General features: G+C 59.4%; 17 protein-coding genes. 7 read left to right on the top strand and 10 right to left on the bottom strand.

Annotated elements, in window-relative coordinates; genetic code table 11:
- The first annotated feature begins 21 nt into the window (after nucleotides 1–21).
- The 4 genes from AC1IN8_RS15755 to AC1IN8_RS15740 all read left to right on the top strand — a co-directional run bounded on the left by AC1IN8_RS15755 (nucleotide 22) and on the right by AC1IN8_RS15740 (nucleotide 2,132).
- Nucleotides 22–486: a hypothetical protein gene (locus AC1IN8_RS15755; RefSeq protein WP_479759553.1), complete on the top strand. Its 465-nt coding sequence runs from the start codon at nucleotides 22–24 to the stop codon at nucleotides 484–486.
- Nucleotides 487–571: 85 nt separating this feature from the next.
- A complete protein-coding gene (locus tag AC1IN8_RS15750) occupies nucleotides 572–946 on the top strand; it encodes a MazG nucleotide pyrophosphohydrolase domain-containing protein (protein WP_479759551.1) in 375 nt (124 codons plus the stop codon).
- 90 nt (nucleotides 947–1,036) lie between these two features.
- Nucleotides 1,037–1,630 (top strand): hypothetical protein, encoded by a 594-nt coding sequence (locus AC1IN8_RS15745; protein WP_427203810.1) that lies wholly within the window; start codon nucleotides 1,037–1,039, stop codon nucleotides 1,628–1,630.
- A gap of 175 nt (nucleotides 1,631–1,805) precedes the next feature.
- Nucleotides 1,806–2,132 carry a hypothetical protein gene (locus AC1IN8_RS15740; RefSeq protein WP_479759549.1) on the top strand — a complete coding sequence of 109 codons (327 nt, stop codon included), beginning with the start codon at nucleotides 1,806–1,808 and terminating at the stop codon, nucleotides 2,130–2,132.
- Here AC1IN8_RS15740 and AC1IN8_RS15735 read toward each other — a convergent pair.
- Entirely contained in the window at nucleotides 2,119–2,661 is a 543-nt protein-coding gene (locus AC1IN8_RS15735) for a metal-dependent hydrolase (RefSeq protein WP_479759547.1), read from the bottom strand. The two genes, AC1IN8_RS15740 and AC1IN8_RS15735, sit on opposite strands and share 14 nt — an antisense overlap.
- 141 nt (nucleotides 2,662–2,802) lie before the next feature.
- Here AC1IN8_RS15735 and AC1IN8_RS15730 point away from each other — a divergent pair, with 141 nt between their 5' ends.
- Nucleotides 2,803–3,045: a DUF3297 family protein gene (locus AC1IN8_RS15730; protein WP_005332143.1), complete on the top strand. Its 243-nt coding sequence runs from the start codon at nucleotides 2,803–2,805 to the stop codon at nucleotides 3,043–3,045.
- Between the two features lie 275 nt (nucleotides 3,046–3,320).
- On the opposite strand, the gene AC1IN8_RS15725 is transcribed toward AC1IN8_RS15730, so the two are convergent.
- Nucleotides 3,321–3,755 (bottom strand): DMT family transporter, encoded by a 435-nt coding sequence (locus AC1IN8_RS15725; protein WP_479759545.1) that lies wholly within the window; start codon nucleotides 3,753–3,755, stop codon nucleotides 3,321–3,323.
- A gap of 98 nt (nucleotides 3,756–3,853) precedes the next feature.
- Nucleotides 3,854–4,342, bottom strand: a complete 489-nt coding sequence (locus AC1IN8_RS15720) for a DMT family transporter (protein ID WP_479759543.1) — start codon at nucleotides 4,340–4,342, stop codon at nucleotides 3,854–3,856.
- Nucleotides 4,343–4,442: 100 nt separating this feature from the next.
- Here AC1IN8_RS15720 and AC1IN8_RS15715 point away from each other — a divergent pair, with 100 nt between their 5' ends.
- Nucleotides 4,443–5,336, top strand: a complete 894-nt coding sequence (locus AC1IN8_RS15715) for a LysR family transcriptional regulator (protein ID WP_479759541.1) — start codon at nucleotides 4,443–4,445, stop codon at nucleotides 5,334–5,336.
- A 150-nt stretch (nucleotides 5,337–5,486) separates the two neighbouring features.
- A complete protein-coding gene (locus tag AC1IN8_RS15710; protein ID WP_479759749.1) occupies nucleotides 5,487–6,590 on the top strand; it encodes an ElyC/SanA/YdcF family protein in 1,104 nt (367 codons plus the stop codon).
- A 66-nt stretch (nucleotides 6,591–6,656) separates the two neighbouring features.
- Here AC1IN8_RS15710 and AC1IN8_RS15705 read toward each other — a convergent pair whose 3' ends face one another.
- The 7 genes from AC1IN8_RS15705 to cyoA form a co-directional block, all read right to left on the bottom strand.
- Complete coding sequence (locus AC1IN8_RS15705) at nucleotides 6,657–7,025, bottom strand: DUF1428 domain-containing protein (RefSeq protein ID WP_479759539.1); 369 nt, start codon at nucleotides 7,023–7,025, stop codon at nucleotides 6,657–6,659.
- A 57-nt stretch (nucleotides 7,026–7,082) separates the two neighbouring features.
- Nucleotides 7,083–8,444, bottom strand: a complete 1,362-nt coding sequence (locus tag AC1IN8_RS15700; protein ID WP_454010179.1) for an MFS transporter — start codon at nucleotides 8,442–8,444, stop codon at nucleotides 7,083–7,085.
- Nucleotides 8,445–8,632: 188 nt separating this feature from the next.
- Complete coding sequence (cyoE, locus tag AC1IN8_RS15695) at nucleotides 8,633–9,526, bottom strand: heme o synthase (RefSeq protein WP_010673685.1); 894 nt, start codon at nucleotides 9,524–9,526, stop codon at nucleotides 8,633–8,635.
- A 10-nt stretch (nucleotides 9,527–9,536) separates the two neighbouring features.
- The gene (locus AC1IN8_RS15690; protein ID WP_139436396.1) at nucleotides 9,537–9,869 is read right to left on the bottom strand and encodes a cytochrome o ubiquinol oxidase subunit IV; all 333 of its coding nucleotides are present in this window, start codon (nucleotides 9,867–9,869) and stop codon (nucleotides 9,537–9,539) included.
- Nucleotides 9,870–9,944: 75 nt separating this feature from the next.
- Nucleotides 9,945–10,640 (bottom strand): cytochrome o ubiquinol oxidase subunit III, encoded by a 696-nt coding sequence (locus tag AC1IN8_RS15685; RefSeq protein WP_139436394.1) that lies wholly within the window; start codon nucleotides 10,638–10,640, stop codon nucleotides 9,945–9,947.
- Nucleotides 10,561–12,537, bottom strand: coding sequence for a cytochrome o ubiquinol oxidase subunit I (gene cyoB / locus AC1IN8_RS15680; RefSeq protein WP_479759536.1), 1,977 nt, complete (start codon nucleotides 12,535–12,537; stop codon nucleotides 10,561–10,563). The genes AC1IN8_RS15685 and cyoB overlap by 80 nt, the downstream gene beginning before the upstream one ends.
- Nucleotides 12,538–12,540: 3 nt before the next feature.
- On the bottom strand, nucleotides 12,541–13,614 hold the full coding sequence (gene cyoA, locus AC1IN8_RS15675; protein ID WP_139436390.1) for a cytochrome o ubiquinol oxidase subunit II: 1,074 nt from the start codon (nucleotides 13,612–13,614) through the stop codon (nucleotides 12,541–12,543).
- Nucleotides 13,615–13,913 lie beyond the last annotated feature (299 nt).

Below are 13,913 nucleotides of genomic sequence, written 5' to 3'. Positions count from 1 at the left end.
GAGTTAAATTTAAGGTGAGTTATGACTTACAAAGTATATTCTGGGGAGTTTTTGGCAGGCCACGGTTACCCCGTGCTGATAGTGACGTCTCCAATAGCTTCAGCTGACAAATATATTTCTGAGTGTCATTCATTTTTTTCTTGGAATCCAGAAACCTATTCACTGTCAGAGTGCGAATACGATGCTGAGGATAAGGACCAAATAGATGATGAATCGCTCATGACAGCTTTCAAGCAACATGGCGAGAATCAAGTATATGACCATCTTTCCAAAGTGAGTTCGCTTCAGTATCAAGCCATGCTTGCAGGATTTGGTTACAAAATTACAGAGTCAGAAAAAAATTGGTTGCTCCAATTACACTTGCGCAACTTTCTTTCCCACGAGATAGAGACCAAAATAGTACACAATTCAAAAGATAATAATCTAAAGGATTTTCTTCGGTCGATAGCAAATTTGGGGAGAATAACAACGAGGAGGAAAATATAACAAGTCAATCAACTACACGCCTTCGGCGCCGGACAAGCTAAAGCGCGCCGGTTATTAACGCATTATGTGTTTCGCTGGGTATACGATGGAAAATTTTGATAATCTGCTTGAAATCGCAAGACGCAAGTCAGCGTTCGACCAAAACAATACTTGGTATTCAGGTTCGGAAACCTACCTGTCCGGGTTGAGAGCAGAAATAGACGAGGTAGTTGAAGAGATACCGAAAAATCGTACTTGCTACTTAGAAGATGAGCTAGGAGATTTGCTTTGGAACTACCTCAATACAGTCCTCGCACTGGAAAGGGAAACAAGTATAACGGTCGAGTCTGTTTTGAAAAGGGCATATCATAAGTACCAAGCTCGTGTGTCTGGTATTGAATCTGGTGTTTCTTGGCACGAAGTAAAGCTCAAACAAAAACAAGATTTGGCACAAGAATATGCATCAAAGACTCACACATAAGAATGCGCTAAAATCGCTCACTCCACTCGCTGGGACGGACTAAAACCAGTCCCTTAGCTTAATCGTTAAGTTTCTTTATCGAGATCGAGCATGGATGAAAAAATAAAATCGTCATGGGAACGGGCACTTCACCCTGAGACGCTTAAAAAAAATATTATTACCGCTTCTATATTTTCGATGGCCTTCGAAATGCTCAAGAGCAGCATTATTGACAAGATTGAAGCTTTTTACACAAATGGATTTTATGAAAATAGGATGGTTGTTAGCCCTGAATATAAAGAAAAGGTGCTTAGCCTAAACAGAAGTCATCTCTATGCATCATTGATATGGCTGCAAGATATGCATGCTATTGATGATAAAGATTTAGAGATATTCGAACATATTAAAAGGTGCCGAAACACCTTAGCTCATGAAATGCTCACTTTTGCCTCATCAGGTGTAGACTTTAATGTCGCTGAAGCGTTTGAAGAAATGATCAGTTTACTGAGAAAAATAGAAATTTGGTGGTTTGAAAACGTAGAAATGGCGATAGATCCAGAAGCTTACCCCGAAAACCTAGACTTAGAGCAGGTGATTCCCGGTCCAGTATGGAGTCTTCAAATGCTCATTGACGTTGCGCTAGGGCCTGAGGAAGAAGCGCGAAAATATTATGATCACTTTGTCGCAAATGCAGACAAAATTTAACCAGCGCATGTTGTCGGACAGGTTTTCCGCTGCGTTCCAAACCTGCCGCAAATGCGGGCGTTGGGCGGCACAATGATAACACATCAGGACAACCACCTTTCTGAGCTCGTCGCTGCCGAGACAAGCCACAAAAAGGTAAGTGTCCCAGTATTGTTCTCCATCGGCCCCTGAAGGAATGACAGATATCAACCGAAAAACAAAACAACTTGCCACCCTCTGCCTTTCCCTCTTTCTGATCCGACTCGGATTTCGCGCCTTTGGCTATGACCAGCTTTATCACAATCCAAATGACCCCTACGGCATATCGGATTTGATTGAAGTGGCGTTAGCCCTCATTTATCTGGTGAGTCTGGGTCTCTGCATACTGCATGCCATGTGGATATTGCTCCGGCACTGGGATCAAGGTGCCTTGGGAGCCTCAGCCCTACTTGCCCTCTGCGCCATCCAGTGGCACAGCTATGACTATCTTCATCACCTGGCCGCCAATCTCAGCATCCCCTAGGCCCCCTTCCCCACACCCGCCATCCCATCAATATCAGCATCAATACAACCCCCGGCAGCCAAACCCAGTAGAGCTCGGAGAGGATCACCGCCTCACCTCGGGCGGTGAGATAAGCCTCCAGCTTGAAGGGGGCGACCCGGATCAGCTGCCAGGGGGCGAAGAAACGCTCGTCACGCCACGGCCAGAACCAGCCAACCCCCTTGCCGCCAGTGGTGAGGGAATCGAGCAGGCTGTGGGAGAGCAGAGAGACCAGCAGAAACGACCAGACGCTGGCGGCGCTGGCCCGAAATTGGCGATGAAACAGCATGGCCAGTGTGGGCAGGGCAAAGGCGAACAGCAGGGAGTGGGTAAAGCCGCGGTGGCCAAAGACATGGCCGTAGGCGACCCCCAGTTTAAAGGCGAGCACATCGGCATCGGGCAGCATGGCGATGGCAACCCCCGCCAGCAGCAGGCGCGGCGGGATGATCCGGCTGCCAAGCCCGAGCCCAAGGCAGAGGGGTACGGCGGCGTGGGTGACTATGGTGGGCATAGGGTGAAGCTCCAACTGAAAACGTTGGCCTACCTTATTCCCGCTCGGTGAAGTGAAGGTGAAGTTGCGGGTCGCCAGCCTTGAGCCCATGGCGGGCATTGCCTACAATGACCCACTTTTTATCAAACTCAGGTCTATAAAATGAGCGACAACAAACCTGCACTGCCCGACCGTCTGGCGGCCAACCCGCGCAGCCCGCACCATGTGGCAGAGTGCTTCCAGCACGAGATCGGCATTCGCGTGAACGGCAAGGAGCGCACCAATGTCGAGGAGTACTGCATCAGCGAAGGTTGGGTGAAGATCCCCTCCCCCAAGGCCAAGGATCGCTACGGCAATGCCATGCTGATCACCGTCAAGGGCACCGTCGAGGCCTTCTACGCCTAAGCTGCCCTGACCGCGCGCCCCGCTGGGCCCGCCGCCATGCTGTTCAGAACACCGGCCTCGCGCCGGTGTTCTGCTTTTGGGGGCTGACCCAGGATTACAGGCAGCCTCTCTTTCTTTGTTCTCTTTTGCCTTCCTGTTTCTTCCTTTCCCTCCCTTTCTTTCGCCTTTTCCCTTTCGCCAGGGCCCTGATCCGGCTGGCGGGCAGCCTTTGAAATCGAGGCAAGGGCGGCGCTCTTGTCATCCCTGCCGGTTTACCCAGGCCATCACAGCACCACTCACCCTCGGGAGCGCGGCTTGCCGCCCTGCCAGCGTTGCAGCGCGGCGCCCGCCAGCACCAGCAGGATGCCGAGCAGATCGCTCGCTGCCAGCCGTCCGGCCAGGGCATCGAGCAGTGCGCCCCCCGACAGCTGGCCCGTGACGATGAGCAGGGCGCAGGCCAGGGCGCCGACCCGGCCTATGGCCCAACTGCTGATGGCGACGAACAGCGCCCCCAGCACCCCGCCGAGCAGCAGCCAGGGATCGAGCCCGGCGAGCCGCTCCCAGGGGGCCCCCTTGAGGATAAGCAGGGCGCCGAGCAACCCGAAGCCGAGCAGGTGGTTGGCGAGCGACGCAGTCATGGCGCCCCGGGCGCTGGCGAGGCGGCCATTGAGGGTGCGCGACAGGCTCACCGCCACGCCGTTCAGCAGTCCCAGCAGGATCAATAGGGTCATGGTGTATCTCCTAACGCAGCACGATAAGCAGGGCGCCGGCCATCACCAGCAAGGCGGCGAGCAGTCCCAGCAGGATCAATAGGGTCATGGTGTTTCTCCTAACCGAGCACGATAAGCAGGGCGCCGGCCATCACCAGCAAGGCGGCGAGCGCGTCCTTTCCCGAGGGGCGGCGGCGGGCCAGCCCGAGCCAGCCGAGGCCATCGCACAGGGCACCAAACAGCAGCTGACCGAGCAGCAGCAGGGCCAGGGTGCCCGCCATGCCGAGGGGGGAGTTGAGGCACAGGGCCGCCAGCACCACGGTGAGCGCCCCCGGCAGACCGCCGAGCCAGGCCCAGGGCGGGGCCGCCTCCGGCGTCGGGGGCCTTGGGGAGAGCCACCACAAGAGCGCGGCCACCAGGCCGCCAACCCCGTGGGCCAGCCAGCTCCCGAGCCAGGGGTCGGTGGCGCGGGCCAGGGCGCCGTTCTGGGCGATCATCAGCGCCAGCAGCAGGCCGGCAACGAAGGCGGCCAGGACGCCCAGGGTCGGGCCAAGTGTCTGGCCGAGGGTGGGGCGGCCGGGGCCGCGGTCAACAAGAGGGGGGATCATGGGGTTGCTCCTTGGTTGAACTGACGAGCAGGGTAAATTGTTTTTGATTTGGGGATAATCTACGCTGCTGGAACAACATTGTTTCCATATTGAGAACAGCATGAACCAGGATGCCTTCGCCCTACTCCCGGCCTTCGTCGCCGTGGTGGAGTCGGGCACCTTCTCCGGCGCCGCCCGCCAGCTCGGTCTCAGCAAGTCGGTGCTGAGCAAGAAGGTGAGCCAGCTCGAGCAGGCCCTCGGCTGCCAGCTCCTCTATCGCACCACCCGCTCCCTCACCCTCACCGAGGCGGGGGAGCGCTACTTCGAGACGGTGCGCCATGCGGTGCGCCTGGCCAGCGACGGGGAAGATGCCATCGGCGCCCTGCAATCGGCCCCCCGCGGCCTGCTGCGGGTGACTGTGCCCATGGTCTATGGCCGGCGCCACATCGCCCCCCTTGTCCCCGAGTTTCTCGCCCTCCACCCCGAGGTGCAGTTGCAGCTCGAGATGAGCGATGCCCAGCAGGATCTGGTGGCCGAGGGGTTCGACGTGGCGGTGCGCATCGGCGAGCTGGAGGATTCGAGCTTGGTCGCCCGCCGCCTCGCCCCCTGCCTCAGCACATTGTGCGCCGCCCCCGCCTACCTGGCGCAGGCCGGCACGCCCCGCACCCCGGTCGATCTCGAGCGCCACAACTGCCTCTTCTACTCCCTGTTTCGCGGCGGCACCCAGTGGCGGCTGCACGGGCCCGAGGGGGAAGTGGCCATCACCCCCAGAGGCAATTTCGAGGTCAACAACAGCGACGCCATCCACACCGCGCTGTTGGCGGGGCTCGGCATCGGCAACATGCCGGACTTCATCGTGGCGCGGGATCTCGCCGCCGGCCGGCTGGTGCCCGTGCTGCCGGACCATGCCCTGCCCGAGCACGGCATCTGGTGCCTCTATCCCAGGCGCCGCCACCTGCCCGCCAAGGTGGAGGCCTGGCTGGCCTTCCTGCAGGAGCGGCTGGGGCTGCGCTGAGGGGCGCCATCGGGATAACTGGAAGGGTTCACGTTTTTTTCATCGGGAAAGGAGTAGAGTAGGCAGCAAACCAAGCATCTGTTTTTATTGGAAAAGCATTCAGGGGACGAGCCACGGCATCGCGCCCCTCACCCCAGGGGGAGCCCCATGATGAAGAAAACCGCGATTGCCCTGACCCTCACCAGCCTGCTGGCGCTGCCGCTCTTTGTCTCGTCCGATGCCTGGGCCGCCCCGGTGCGCTCCCTGCAAAAGGAGCAGAATTACGATCAGTACATCAGCAAGCGCCAGGTGGTGGACCAGCTGCTGGCGGACGCCGCCCGCATCTTCCACTCCCCCGCCCGGGTCTCCGATGCGGGCTTCACCGCCAAGATGCCGAGCAACATGGAGCAGGTGACCACCCTGCTGCTGGAGGCTCACCAGCTCGAGCCCTATCGCACCGATCTGCTCATCTCGGCGGCCAACGCCCAGATCTACAACGGCAACGTGGAGAGGGCCATCGCCCTGTTCGAGCAGGCCCTCACCGCCGCGCCGGACGATCTGGACATCAACACCTATCTCGCCACCTGGCTGCGCTTCAAGGGCGATCAGGCCAAGTCCGATGGCTACCTCAAGCGGGTCGGCGAGCTCAACGCCGGTCGCGCCGCCGACTTGCAGCGGCTGTTCGCCACCGTGGATCGGGTGATCGCCACCCCCCTCAAGGAGCGTCAGGGACGGGGCGAGAAGAAGGGGCGCCGCGCCATCGTCACCCTGGGCTATGCCCTCAATCCCGATGGCTCCATGAACGACATTCTGCTGGGACGCCTCGAGACCACCCGCGCCCTGGCCCAGGCCGATCCGGCGGCCCTCGTCATCCTCACCGGCGGCGTGCCCCAGAACCGCCAGACCGAGGGCAAGCTGATGGCGGACTGGCTGGCGAAAAAGGGCATCGACCGCTCCCGCATCATCGAGGAGAACTACGCCACCAGCACGGTGGAGAACGCCCTCTACAGCGGCTATGCCCTCGCCCGCCACGAGATTGAATACGCCACCCTGGTGAGCTCGGCGAGCCACGTGCGCCGGGGCCAGACCCTGCTGGAAATCGCCTGCTGGCAGAGCGGCCCGGCCAATGTCCGCATCGACAGTGTCGCCTACCCGGACAAGCCCCTCTCGGCGCTGGCCAAGGCAAGCCCGGAGGAGCTGCTCGGCATCTACCGCGACGCCCTGCGCACCTATGGCCTCTGGAGCTACCGCTCGGCGCCGCTGGTGGAGCGCTGATCCCATGGCATGACGCCCAGCAAAAAGCCCGCCAAATGGCGGGCTTTTTGTACCGGCGGCGGGCCTTCAGCCCTTGAGCTCCAGCACAGTGGTAAAGCCCCCGAAGATCATGCGGGCGCCATCGAAGGGCATGGTCTGGTGCATGGGGCTGGTTGGATCCATCCTGGGGTCCTTCATCATCTTGGTCATGGCCTCGTCCCGTACCGCCTTGCTCGGCCACTCCACCCAGGAGAAGACCACGGCTTCGTCCTCCTTGGCCGCCACCGCGCGGTAGAAGTCGGTCTGCTTGCCGTGGGGCACGTCATCCCCCCAGCACTCCAGCACCCGGGTGGCCCCATATTCGAGAAAGATGGGGTCAAACAGCCCCGCATGATCGATCAGGGCCTGCTTGTTGACCGTGGGCACGGCGATCACGAATCCGTCTACATATGACATGAGAGGTTCCTCCTGTGGTTGAGGATCTCAGCATAGCAGCCGTGCCCCTGGCCGCCCTCAGAGGGACACCAGCCGCTCCAGATCGCTGCGGGTCAGGCGCTTGCTGTCCACCTTCACGTAGAGGGAGTGCTCCTCGCGCACCAGCAGCACGTCGCTCACCCCGTCGCAGGCGCGGATCCGCTGCTCCAGCGCCGGGGTGGCCTCGACCCCCTCCGGCAGCACGATGCGCAGGCTGCTGACGTAGGGAGGCTCCGCCATGGTGAGGCTCACCCCGAGCCAGAGCAGGGCCAGCACAGCGCAGCCGCCAAACACCAGGGGGCCGCCACCCAGGCTGTAGAGCAGGCCGCCGAGGCTGCCGCCGATGGCGACCCCGAGGAACTGGCTGGTGGAGTAGACCCCCATGGCGGTCCCCTTGTAACCCGGGGGGGACTCCTTGCTGATAAGGGACGGCAGCAGCGCCTCCATCACGTTGAAGCCGACGAAGAAGAGCTGCAGCCCGGCGAGCAGGCCCCAGAGCTGCAGGCCGCTCTGCCAGAGCACCAGCTCGGCGGCCAGCATCACCCCCACGCACCCGATGAAGACCCGCTTCATCTGGCGGTGCTTCTCGGCATAGATGATGAAGGGCACCACGCTCACGAAGGCGACCAGCATGGTGACCAGGTAGGCCTGCCACTGGTGCTCCCGAGCCAGGCCCGCTTGTTCGAGCAGGGGCGGCAGCGCCACGAAGCTCGACATCAGCAGGGTGTGAACGCAGAGGATGCCGAGGTTGAGCTTGAGCAGGCGCGGGTTGGTGAGCACGGTGCGAAAACCGCCGCGCACCATGGCGGACTCTCGATTCTGCAGGTGGGCCGCCGGGGTCGGCACTACCCAGATCACCATGGCGATGGCCGCCAGCGCCAGCAGGGCGATGAGCCAGAACAGCCCGGAGAGTCCCACCGCCTGGGTGATCAGGGGGCCTGTCACCATGGCGATGGCGAAGGTGATGCCAAAGCTCACTCCGATGAAGGCCATGGCCTTGGTGCGATTCTGCTCCCGGGTGAGATCCGACAGGAGCGCCATGACGGCGGCGGAGATGGCGCCGCTCCCCTGCAGGGCGCGCCCGACGATGATCCCCCAGATGGAGTCGCTCAGGGCGGCGATGACGCTGCCCAGTGCAAACATCAGCAGGCCTCCGACGATGAGGGGCTTGCGGCCGATGCGATCGGAGAGCAGGCCGAAGGGGATCTGGAACAGGGCCTGGGTCATGCCGTAGATGCCAATGGCCAGGCCGATCAGCGCCTCCGAGGCGCCCGCCAGGGACATGCCGTAGGTAGTCAGCACCGGCAGGACCATGAACATGCCGAGCATGCGCAACGAGAAGACGGAGCCGAGCGCCCAGGTCGCGCGGCGCTCGCCCCTCGTCATGGTGAAATCATTCATGATGGCCTCGATAGGTCAGGGAGAGGAGACAGAAAGGGGCGGATGACAAGGCACGCCACACCCGAAAAAGCCGACAAGGTGCCCCGTGGGGCGGGCCTCATAATAACAGAGCCGGGAAGGTTCCCGGCTCTGGATTCTATTGATTTTCCCGCGTTGCATCACAACACCGAGTCTGGCTGGCACCTGCCTCAGGGCAGCATGCTCACCAATACAGGCGCGGCATCCGGCTGGAAGTCCACCGACATCATCACGCTCAAACACGTGATGGTGACGATGGAGAACATGAACAGCTTGCGGGCCCAGAGGGAGTCATCCACCGCCGCCTTGTAGCCAGACAGCGCCATCCCCAACCACCAGACGCTCACCGCGGTGGCCACTACCAGATACTTGTAACCGGCGTAGCCGCCGAGGAACAGCATCAGGGTCGGCACCATGAACGCCAGTATGTAGAGGGTGATGTGGAGCTTGGCCACCGGGATCCCCTTCACCACCGGCAACACCGGGATGTTGGCGGCCTGATAATCCTTGAAGCGGAAGATGGCAATCGCATAGGAGTGCGGCATCTGCCACAGGCTGAAGATAGCCAGCAGGATAAGCGCCCCCGAGTCGAACTGGCCGCTCACCGCGCAGTAGCCGATGACGGGCGGCGCGGCGCCGGAGAGGCTGCCGACCAGGGTGCCATAGACCGAATGACGCTTCATGTAGAGGCTGTAGACCCCCACATAGACCAGGAAGCCCAGCACCGCCAGCAAGGCGGCCAACGGATTGGCCGCGAAGTAGAGCAGTGCAATGCCCGCAACGCCCAGGGCCGTCGCATACCAGAGCGACACACCGGGGGCGATGAGCCCCCTCACCAGGGCGCGGTTCTTGGTGCGCTCCATGATGCAGTCGATGTCCCGGTCGATGTAGTTGTTGAACACGCAACCGGAGGCCACCACCAGTGACACCCCCACCATGGTCAGGATGAACAGGGGCACATCCAGGCTCCCCTTCGAGGCCAGCAGGAAGCCGCCGATAACCGAGATGAGGTTACCGAAGATGATGCCCGGCTTGGTCACTTGCAGGTATTGCTTCATCATCACATCAACCCGCTCAGTGAACCATCATGTTGATGTTGAGGTTGTACATGATCCACAGGGAACCCACGACCACGATGGCGATGATGAGCACGGTAAAGACCAGTGCCACCAGGTTCCAGCGCTCCTCGGAGGAGGTGTTCATGTGCAGGAAGTAGACCAGGTGCACGAAGATCTGCACCACCGCCATGGCCACTACGGTGCCGAGCACCATGGCATGGGAGGCGGAGCCGTCCATCACCATCCAGAACGGGATCGCGGTCAGGATGAGTGACAGCACGAAGCCGGTCATGTAGGACTTGACGCTGCCGTGGCTGGCGCCGTGATTGTCAACGGAATGAGTGCTCATTTACATGACCCCCTTCAGATAGGTTCTGACACTGTCGTGGCTGGCACAGTCAATATTGTCAACAAAATGACTCATTTACATGACCCCCATCAGATAGACCACGGTGAAGACGCAGATCCACACCACGTCCAGGAAGTGCCAGAACAGGCTCAGGCACATCAGGCGCGTGCGGTTGCGCTCGGTCAGCCCCTTCTTGCTGATCAGGACCATCATCACGATGATCCAGATAAGGCCGCTGGTCACGTGGATACCGTGGGTACCGACCAAGGTGAAGAAGGCGGAGAGGAAGCCGCTGCGATCCGGGCCCGCATCATTGACGATCAGATGATGGAACTCGTAGATCTCCATGGCGATGAAGCCGGCGCCGAGCAGGAAGGTGACCAGCAGCCAGGTGTTGACCGCGGAGACCTTGTTCTTGTTCATGGCCAGCATGCCGAACCCGAAGGTGATGGAGCTCAGCAGCAGCAGCATGGTTTCGGCGAACACGAACGGCAGTTCGAAGATGTCCTTGCCGGTGGGGCCGCCGGCGGTGCCGTTGACCAGGACCGCATAGGTCGCGAACAGGGTCGCGAACAGGATGCAGTCACTCATCAGGTAGATCCAGAAGCCGAATACCTTGGTGGCACCGGCATCATGGTGCCCATCCTCATGGGCACCGTGAGAGTGATGTAGAACGTCAGTCGCCATGGAGTTAAGCCACCTTGTTGATATTGTCGAAATGCTGACCTTCGATGCGCTCGATCTCGTCAACCTGTACGTAGTAGTCCACATCGTCGTTGAAGCTGTGGATGATCCAGGTGGCGATCATGCCGACGAAGCCGGCGATGGCCATCCACCAGATGTGCCAGATCATGGCAAAGCCAAACACCACGCTGAAGGCGGCGATGATGACACCGGCACCTGAGTTCTTCGGCATGTGGATGGGAGCGTACTTGGCCGGCTGGCGATAGGCGCTGCCGTCCTCTTTCGCTTCCCAGAAGGCGTCCAGTCCCTTGATCTTCGGCTCGATGGCGAAGTTGTAGAAGGGCGGCGGAGAGGAAGTGGCCCACTCCAGGGTACGGCCACCCCAGGGATCGCCGGTCCAGTCACGGTTCTTCTCGCGGTCACGGATACTGACCACGACCTGGATGAGCTGGCACAAGACGCCGATGGCAATCAGGCCGGCGCCGCAGGCGGCAACCACCAGCCAGCCGTGGAACTCAGGGTCTATGTTCTGGCTGACACGACGGGTCATGCCCATGAAGCCCAGCACGTAGAGCGGCATGAAGGCCACGAAGAAGCCGGTGATCCAGAACCAGAACGCACGCTTGCCCCAGACGTCATCGAGCTTGAAGCCGAACGCTTTCGGGAACCAGTAGGTGATACCGGCGAAGCAACCGAACACCACGCCGCCGATGATGACGTTGTGGAAGTGGGCGATCAGGAACAGGCTGTTGTGCAGCACGAAGTTGGCGGCCGGCACCGAGAGCAGTACCCCTGTCATGCCACCCACGGTGAAGGTGATGATGAAGCCGACGGTCCACAGCATGGGCGAGGTGAACTCGATGCGACCGCGGTACATGGTGAACAACCAGTTGAAGATCTTCACCCCGGTCGGGATGGAGATGATCATGGTGGTGATGCCGAAGAAGGCATTCACGTTGGCGCCAGACCCCATGGTGAAGAAGTGGTGCAGCCAGACCACGAAGGAGAGCACGGTAATGGCCACGGTCGCCCACACCAGGGAGGTGTAGCCGAACAGCTTCTTCTTGCAGAAGGTCGCCACCACTTCGGAGAAGATCCCGAACACCGGCAGCACCAGGATATACACCTCGGGGTGGCCCCAGGCCCAGATCAGGTTGATGTACATCATCATGTTGCCACCCATGTCATTGGTAAAGAAATGGGTACCCAGGTAGCGGTCTGCGGTGAGCAGGGCGATGGTGACGGTCAGGATCGGGAAGGAGGCGATGATCAGGATGTTGGCGCACAGGGCGGTCCAGGTGAACACCGGCAGACGCATCATGGTCATGCCAGGGGCACGCATCCGGATGATGGTGGCAAAGAAGTTGACACCGGTCAGCAGGGTACCCAACCCGGAAATCTGCAGACTCCAGATCCAGTAATCGACCCCGACCCCGGGACTGAACTCCAGCCCCGACAAGGGCGGATAGGCCAGCCAGCCGGTCTGGGCGAATTCACCGACCCCGAGGGAGACGTTGATCAGCACCACGGCCGCGGCGGTAAACCAGAAGCTCAGGTTGTTCAGGAAGGGGAAGGCGACGTCACGGGCACCGATCTGCAGCGGCACGACGATGTTCATCAGGCCGATCACCAGCGGCATGGCCACGAAGAAGATCATGATGACGCCGTGGGCGGTGAAGATCTGATCGTAGTGGTGCGCGTTCAGGTAGCCTTCGCTACCGGCGGAGGCCATGACCTGCTGACCACGCATCATGACCGCATCGGCGAAGCCGCGCAGCAGCATGACCATGCCCAAGATGAGATACATGATACCGAGGCGTTTGTGGTCTACCGAGGTGAACCACTCTTTCCACAGATATTGCCACTTGCCGTAATAAGTGATGAGACCGGCAAGCGCCAGCCCACCCAAGATGATACCGGCTATCGTAACCATGATGATGGGTTCATGGTACGGAACAGCCTCGAGTGTCAATTTTCCAAACATCGATTATTCCTCGGATCCTGCTTTCACACTCTTGTCAGCCATGGACGTGGCCATGTGTCCGGCATGCTCGTCGTGACTCATGGCCGCGTGGTCCATGGGTTCTGCTTTTGCAGCGTCATGGTTCATGGCCTTGTGGTCCATGGGTTCTGCTTTCGCGGCGTCATGCTTCATGGCCTCGTGGTCCATGGCGCCATCTTTTGCAGCGTCATGGCCGCCATGGGACATGCCGCCCATGAACTTGTTGATCACATTGACGAACAGCTTGGGATCGGCGCTGGCGAAGTACTCAACCGGGTGGTTTTCGCTCTTCTTGGCCAGGGCATCGAACTCACCCATGGTGCTCAGCATCTTGGGAGACTGTTTCACCTTGGCGACCCAGGCATCGAAACCGGCCTGGTCCTGGGTGGCAATCGCCTTGAACTTCATGCCAGAGAAACCGGCACCGCTGTAACTGCCGGAGATCCCCTTGTACTGACCCGCCTCGTTGGCAATCAGGTGCAGCTTGGTCTGCATCCCGGCCATGGCGTAGATCTGGCCGCCCAGCTGGGGGATGAAGAAGGAGTTCATCACGGTGTCAGAGGTCACCCGGAAGTTGATTGGGGTGTTGACCGGGAAGGCCAGCTCGTTGACCGAGGCGATCCCCAGCTCCGGATAGACGAACAGCCATTTCCAGTCCAGCGAAATCACATCGACCTGGATCGGTTTGACGTCAGATTCCAGCGGCTTGTAGGGGTCGAGGGAGTGGGAGGTTTTCCAGGTAATCACCGCCAGGATGGCGACAATAATGACGGGCACGGTCCAGACGACCGCTTCAATCTTGTTGGAGTGGGACCAATCCGGGGTGTATTTGGCAGTGGTATTGGATGCTCTGTATTTACGAGCAAATGCCACCGTCATAATAATCACAGGAATCACCACGATTAACATCAACCCGAGTGCGGTCAATATCAGTGACTTCTGCTCCAGACCAACCTGCCCCTTGGGGCTCATCAGAGCCATGTCGCAGCCACTCAGCAAGCCAGCGGTTGCCATCAACAGCAAAGCGCCCAAGCCCCTCTTTACTTCAAAAGGTCTCATGCAATGTCCTCATCGTTTCAAGGCTTATTGGTATAATAAAAATGCCGCATTTTATTGCATCAGACCGGCATGTGAACAACATGAAAAATTAATCCCAAAAATGTTCCAAGGGTGGTGAAAACAGGTATCAGATGTTAATCGCTTGACAGCGACCAATTTATTAAATTCACAGACTCTCAATTCATCTCCCGTTAATTTATCTCCCCGCCAAAATCGCTCACCAATTAATCAAAACGGTCCATTACCCTTATTTTCAGAGGGAGAAACAGGGTAAAAAAGAGTCATTCAACCCCCTCTTG

It is taken from the genome of Aeromonas sp. 130281 (genome assembly GCF_056642115.1).
Note: the sequence above shows the minus strand (reverse complement) of the source record. Positions and strands in the feature narration are given on the sequence as shown.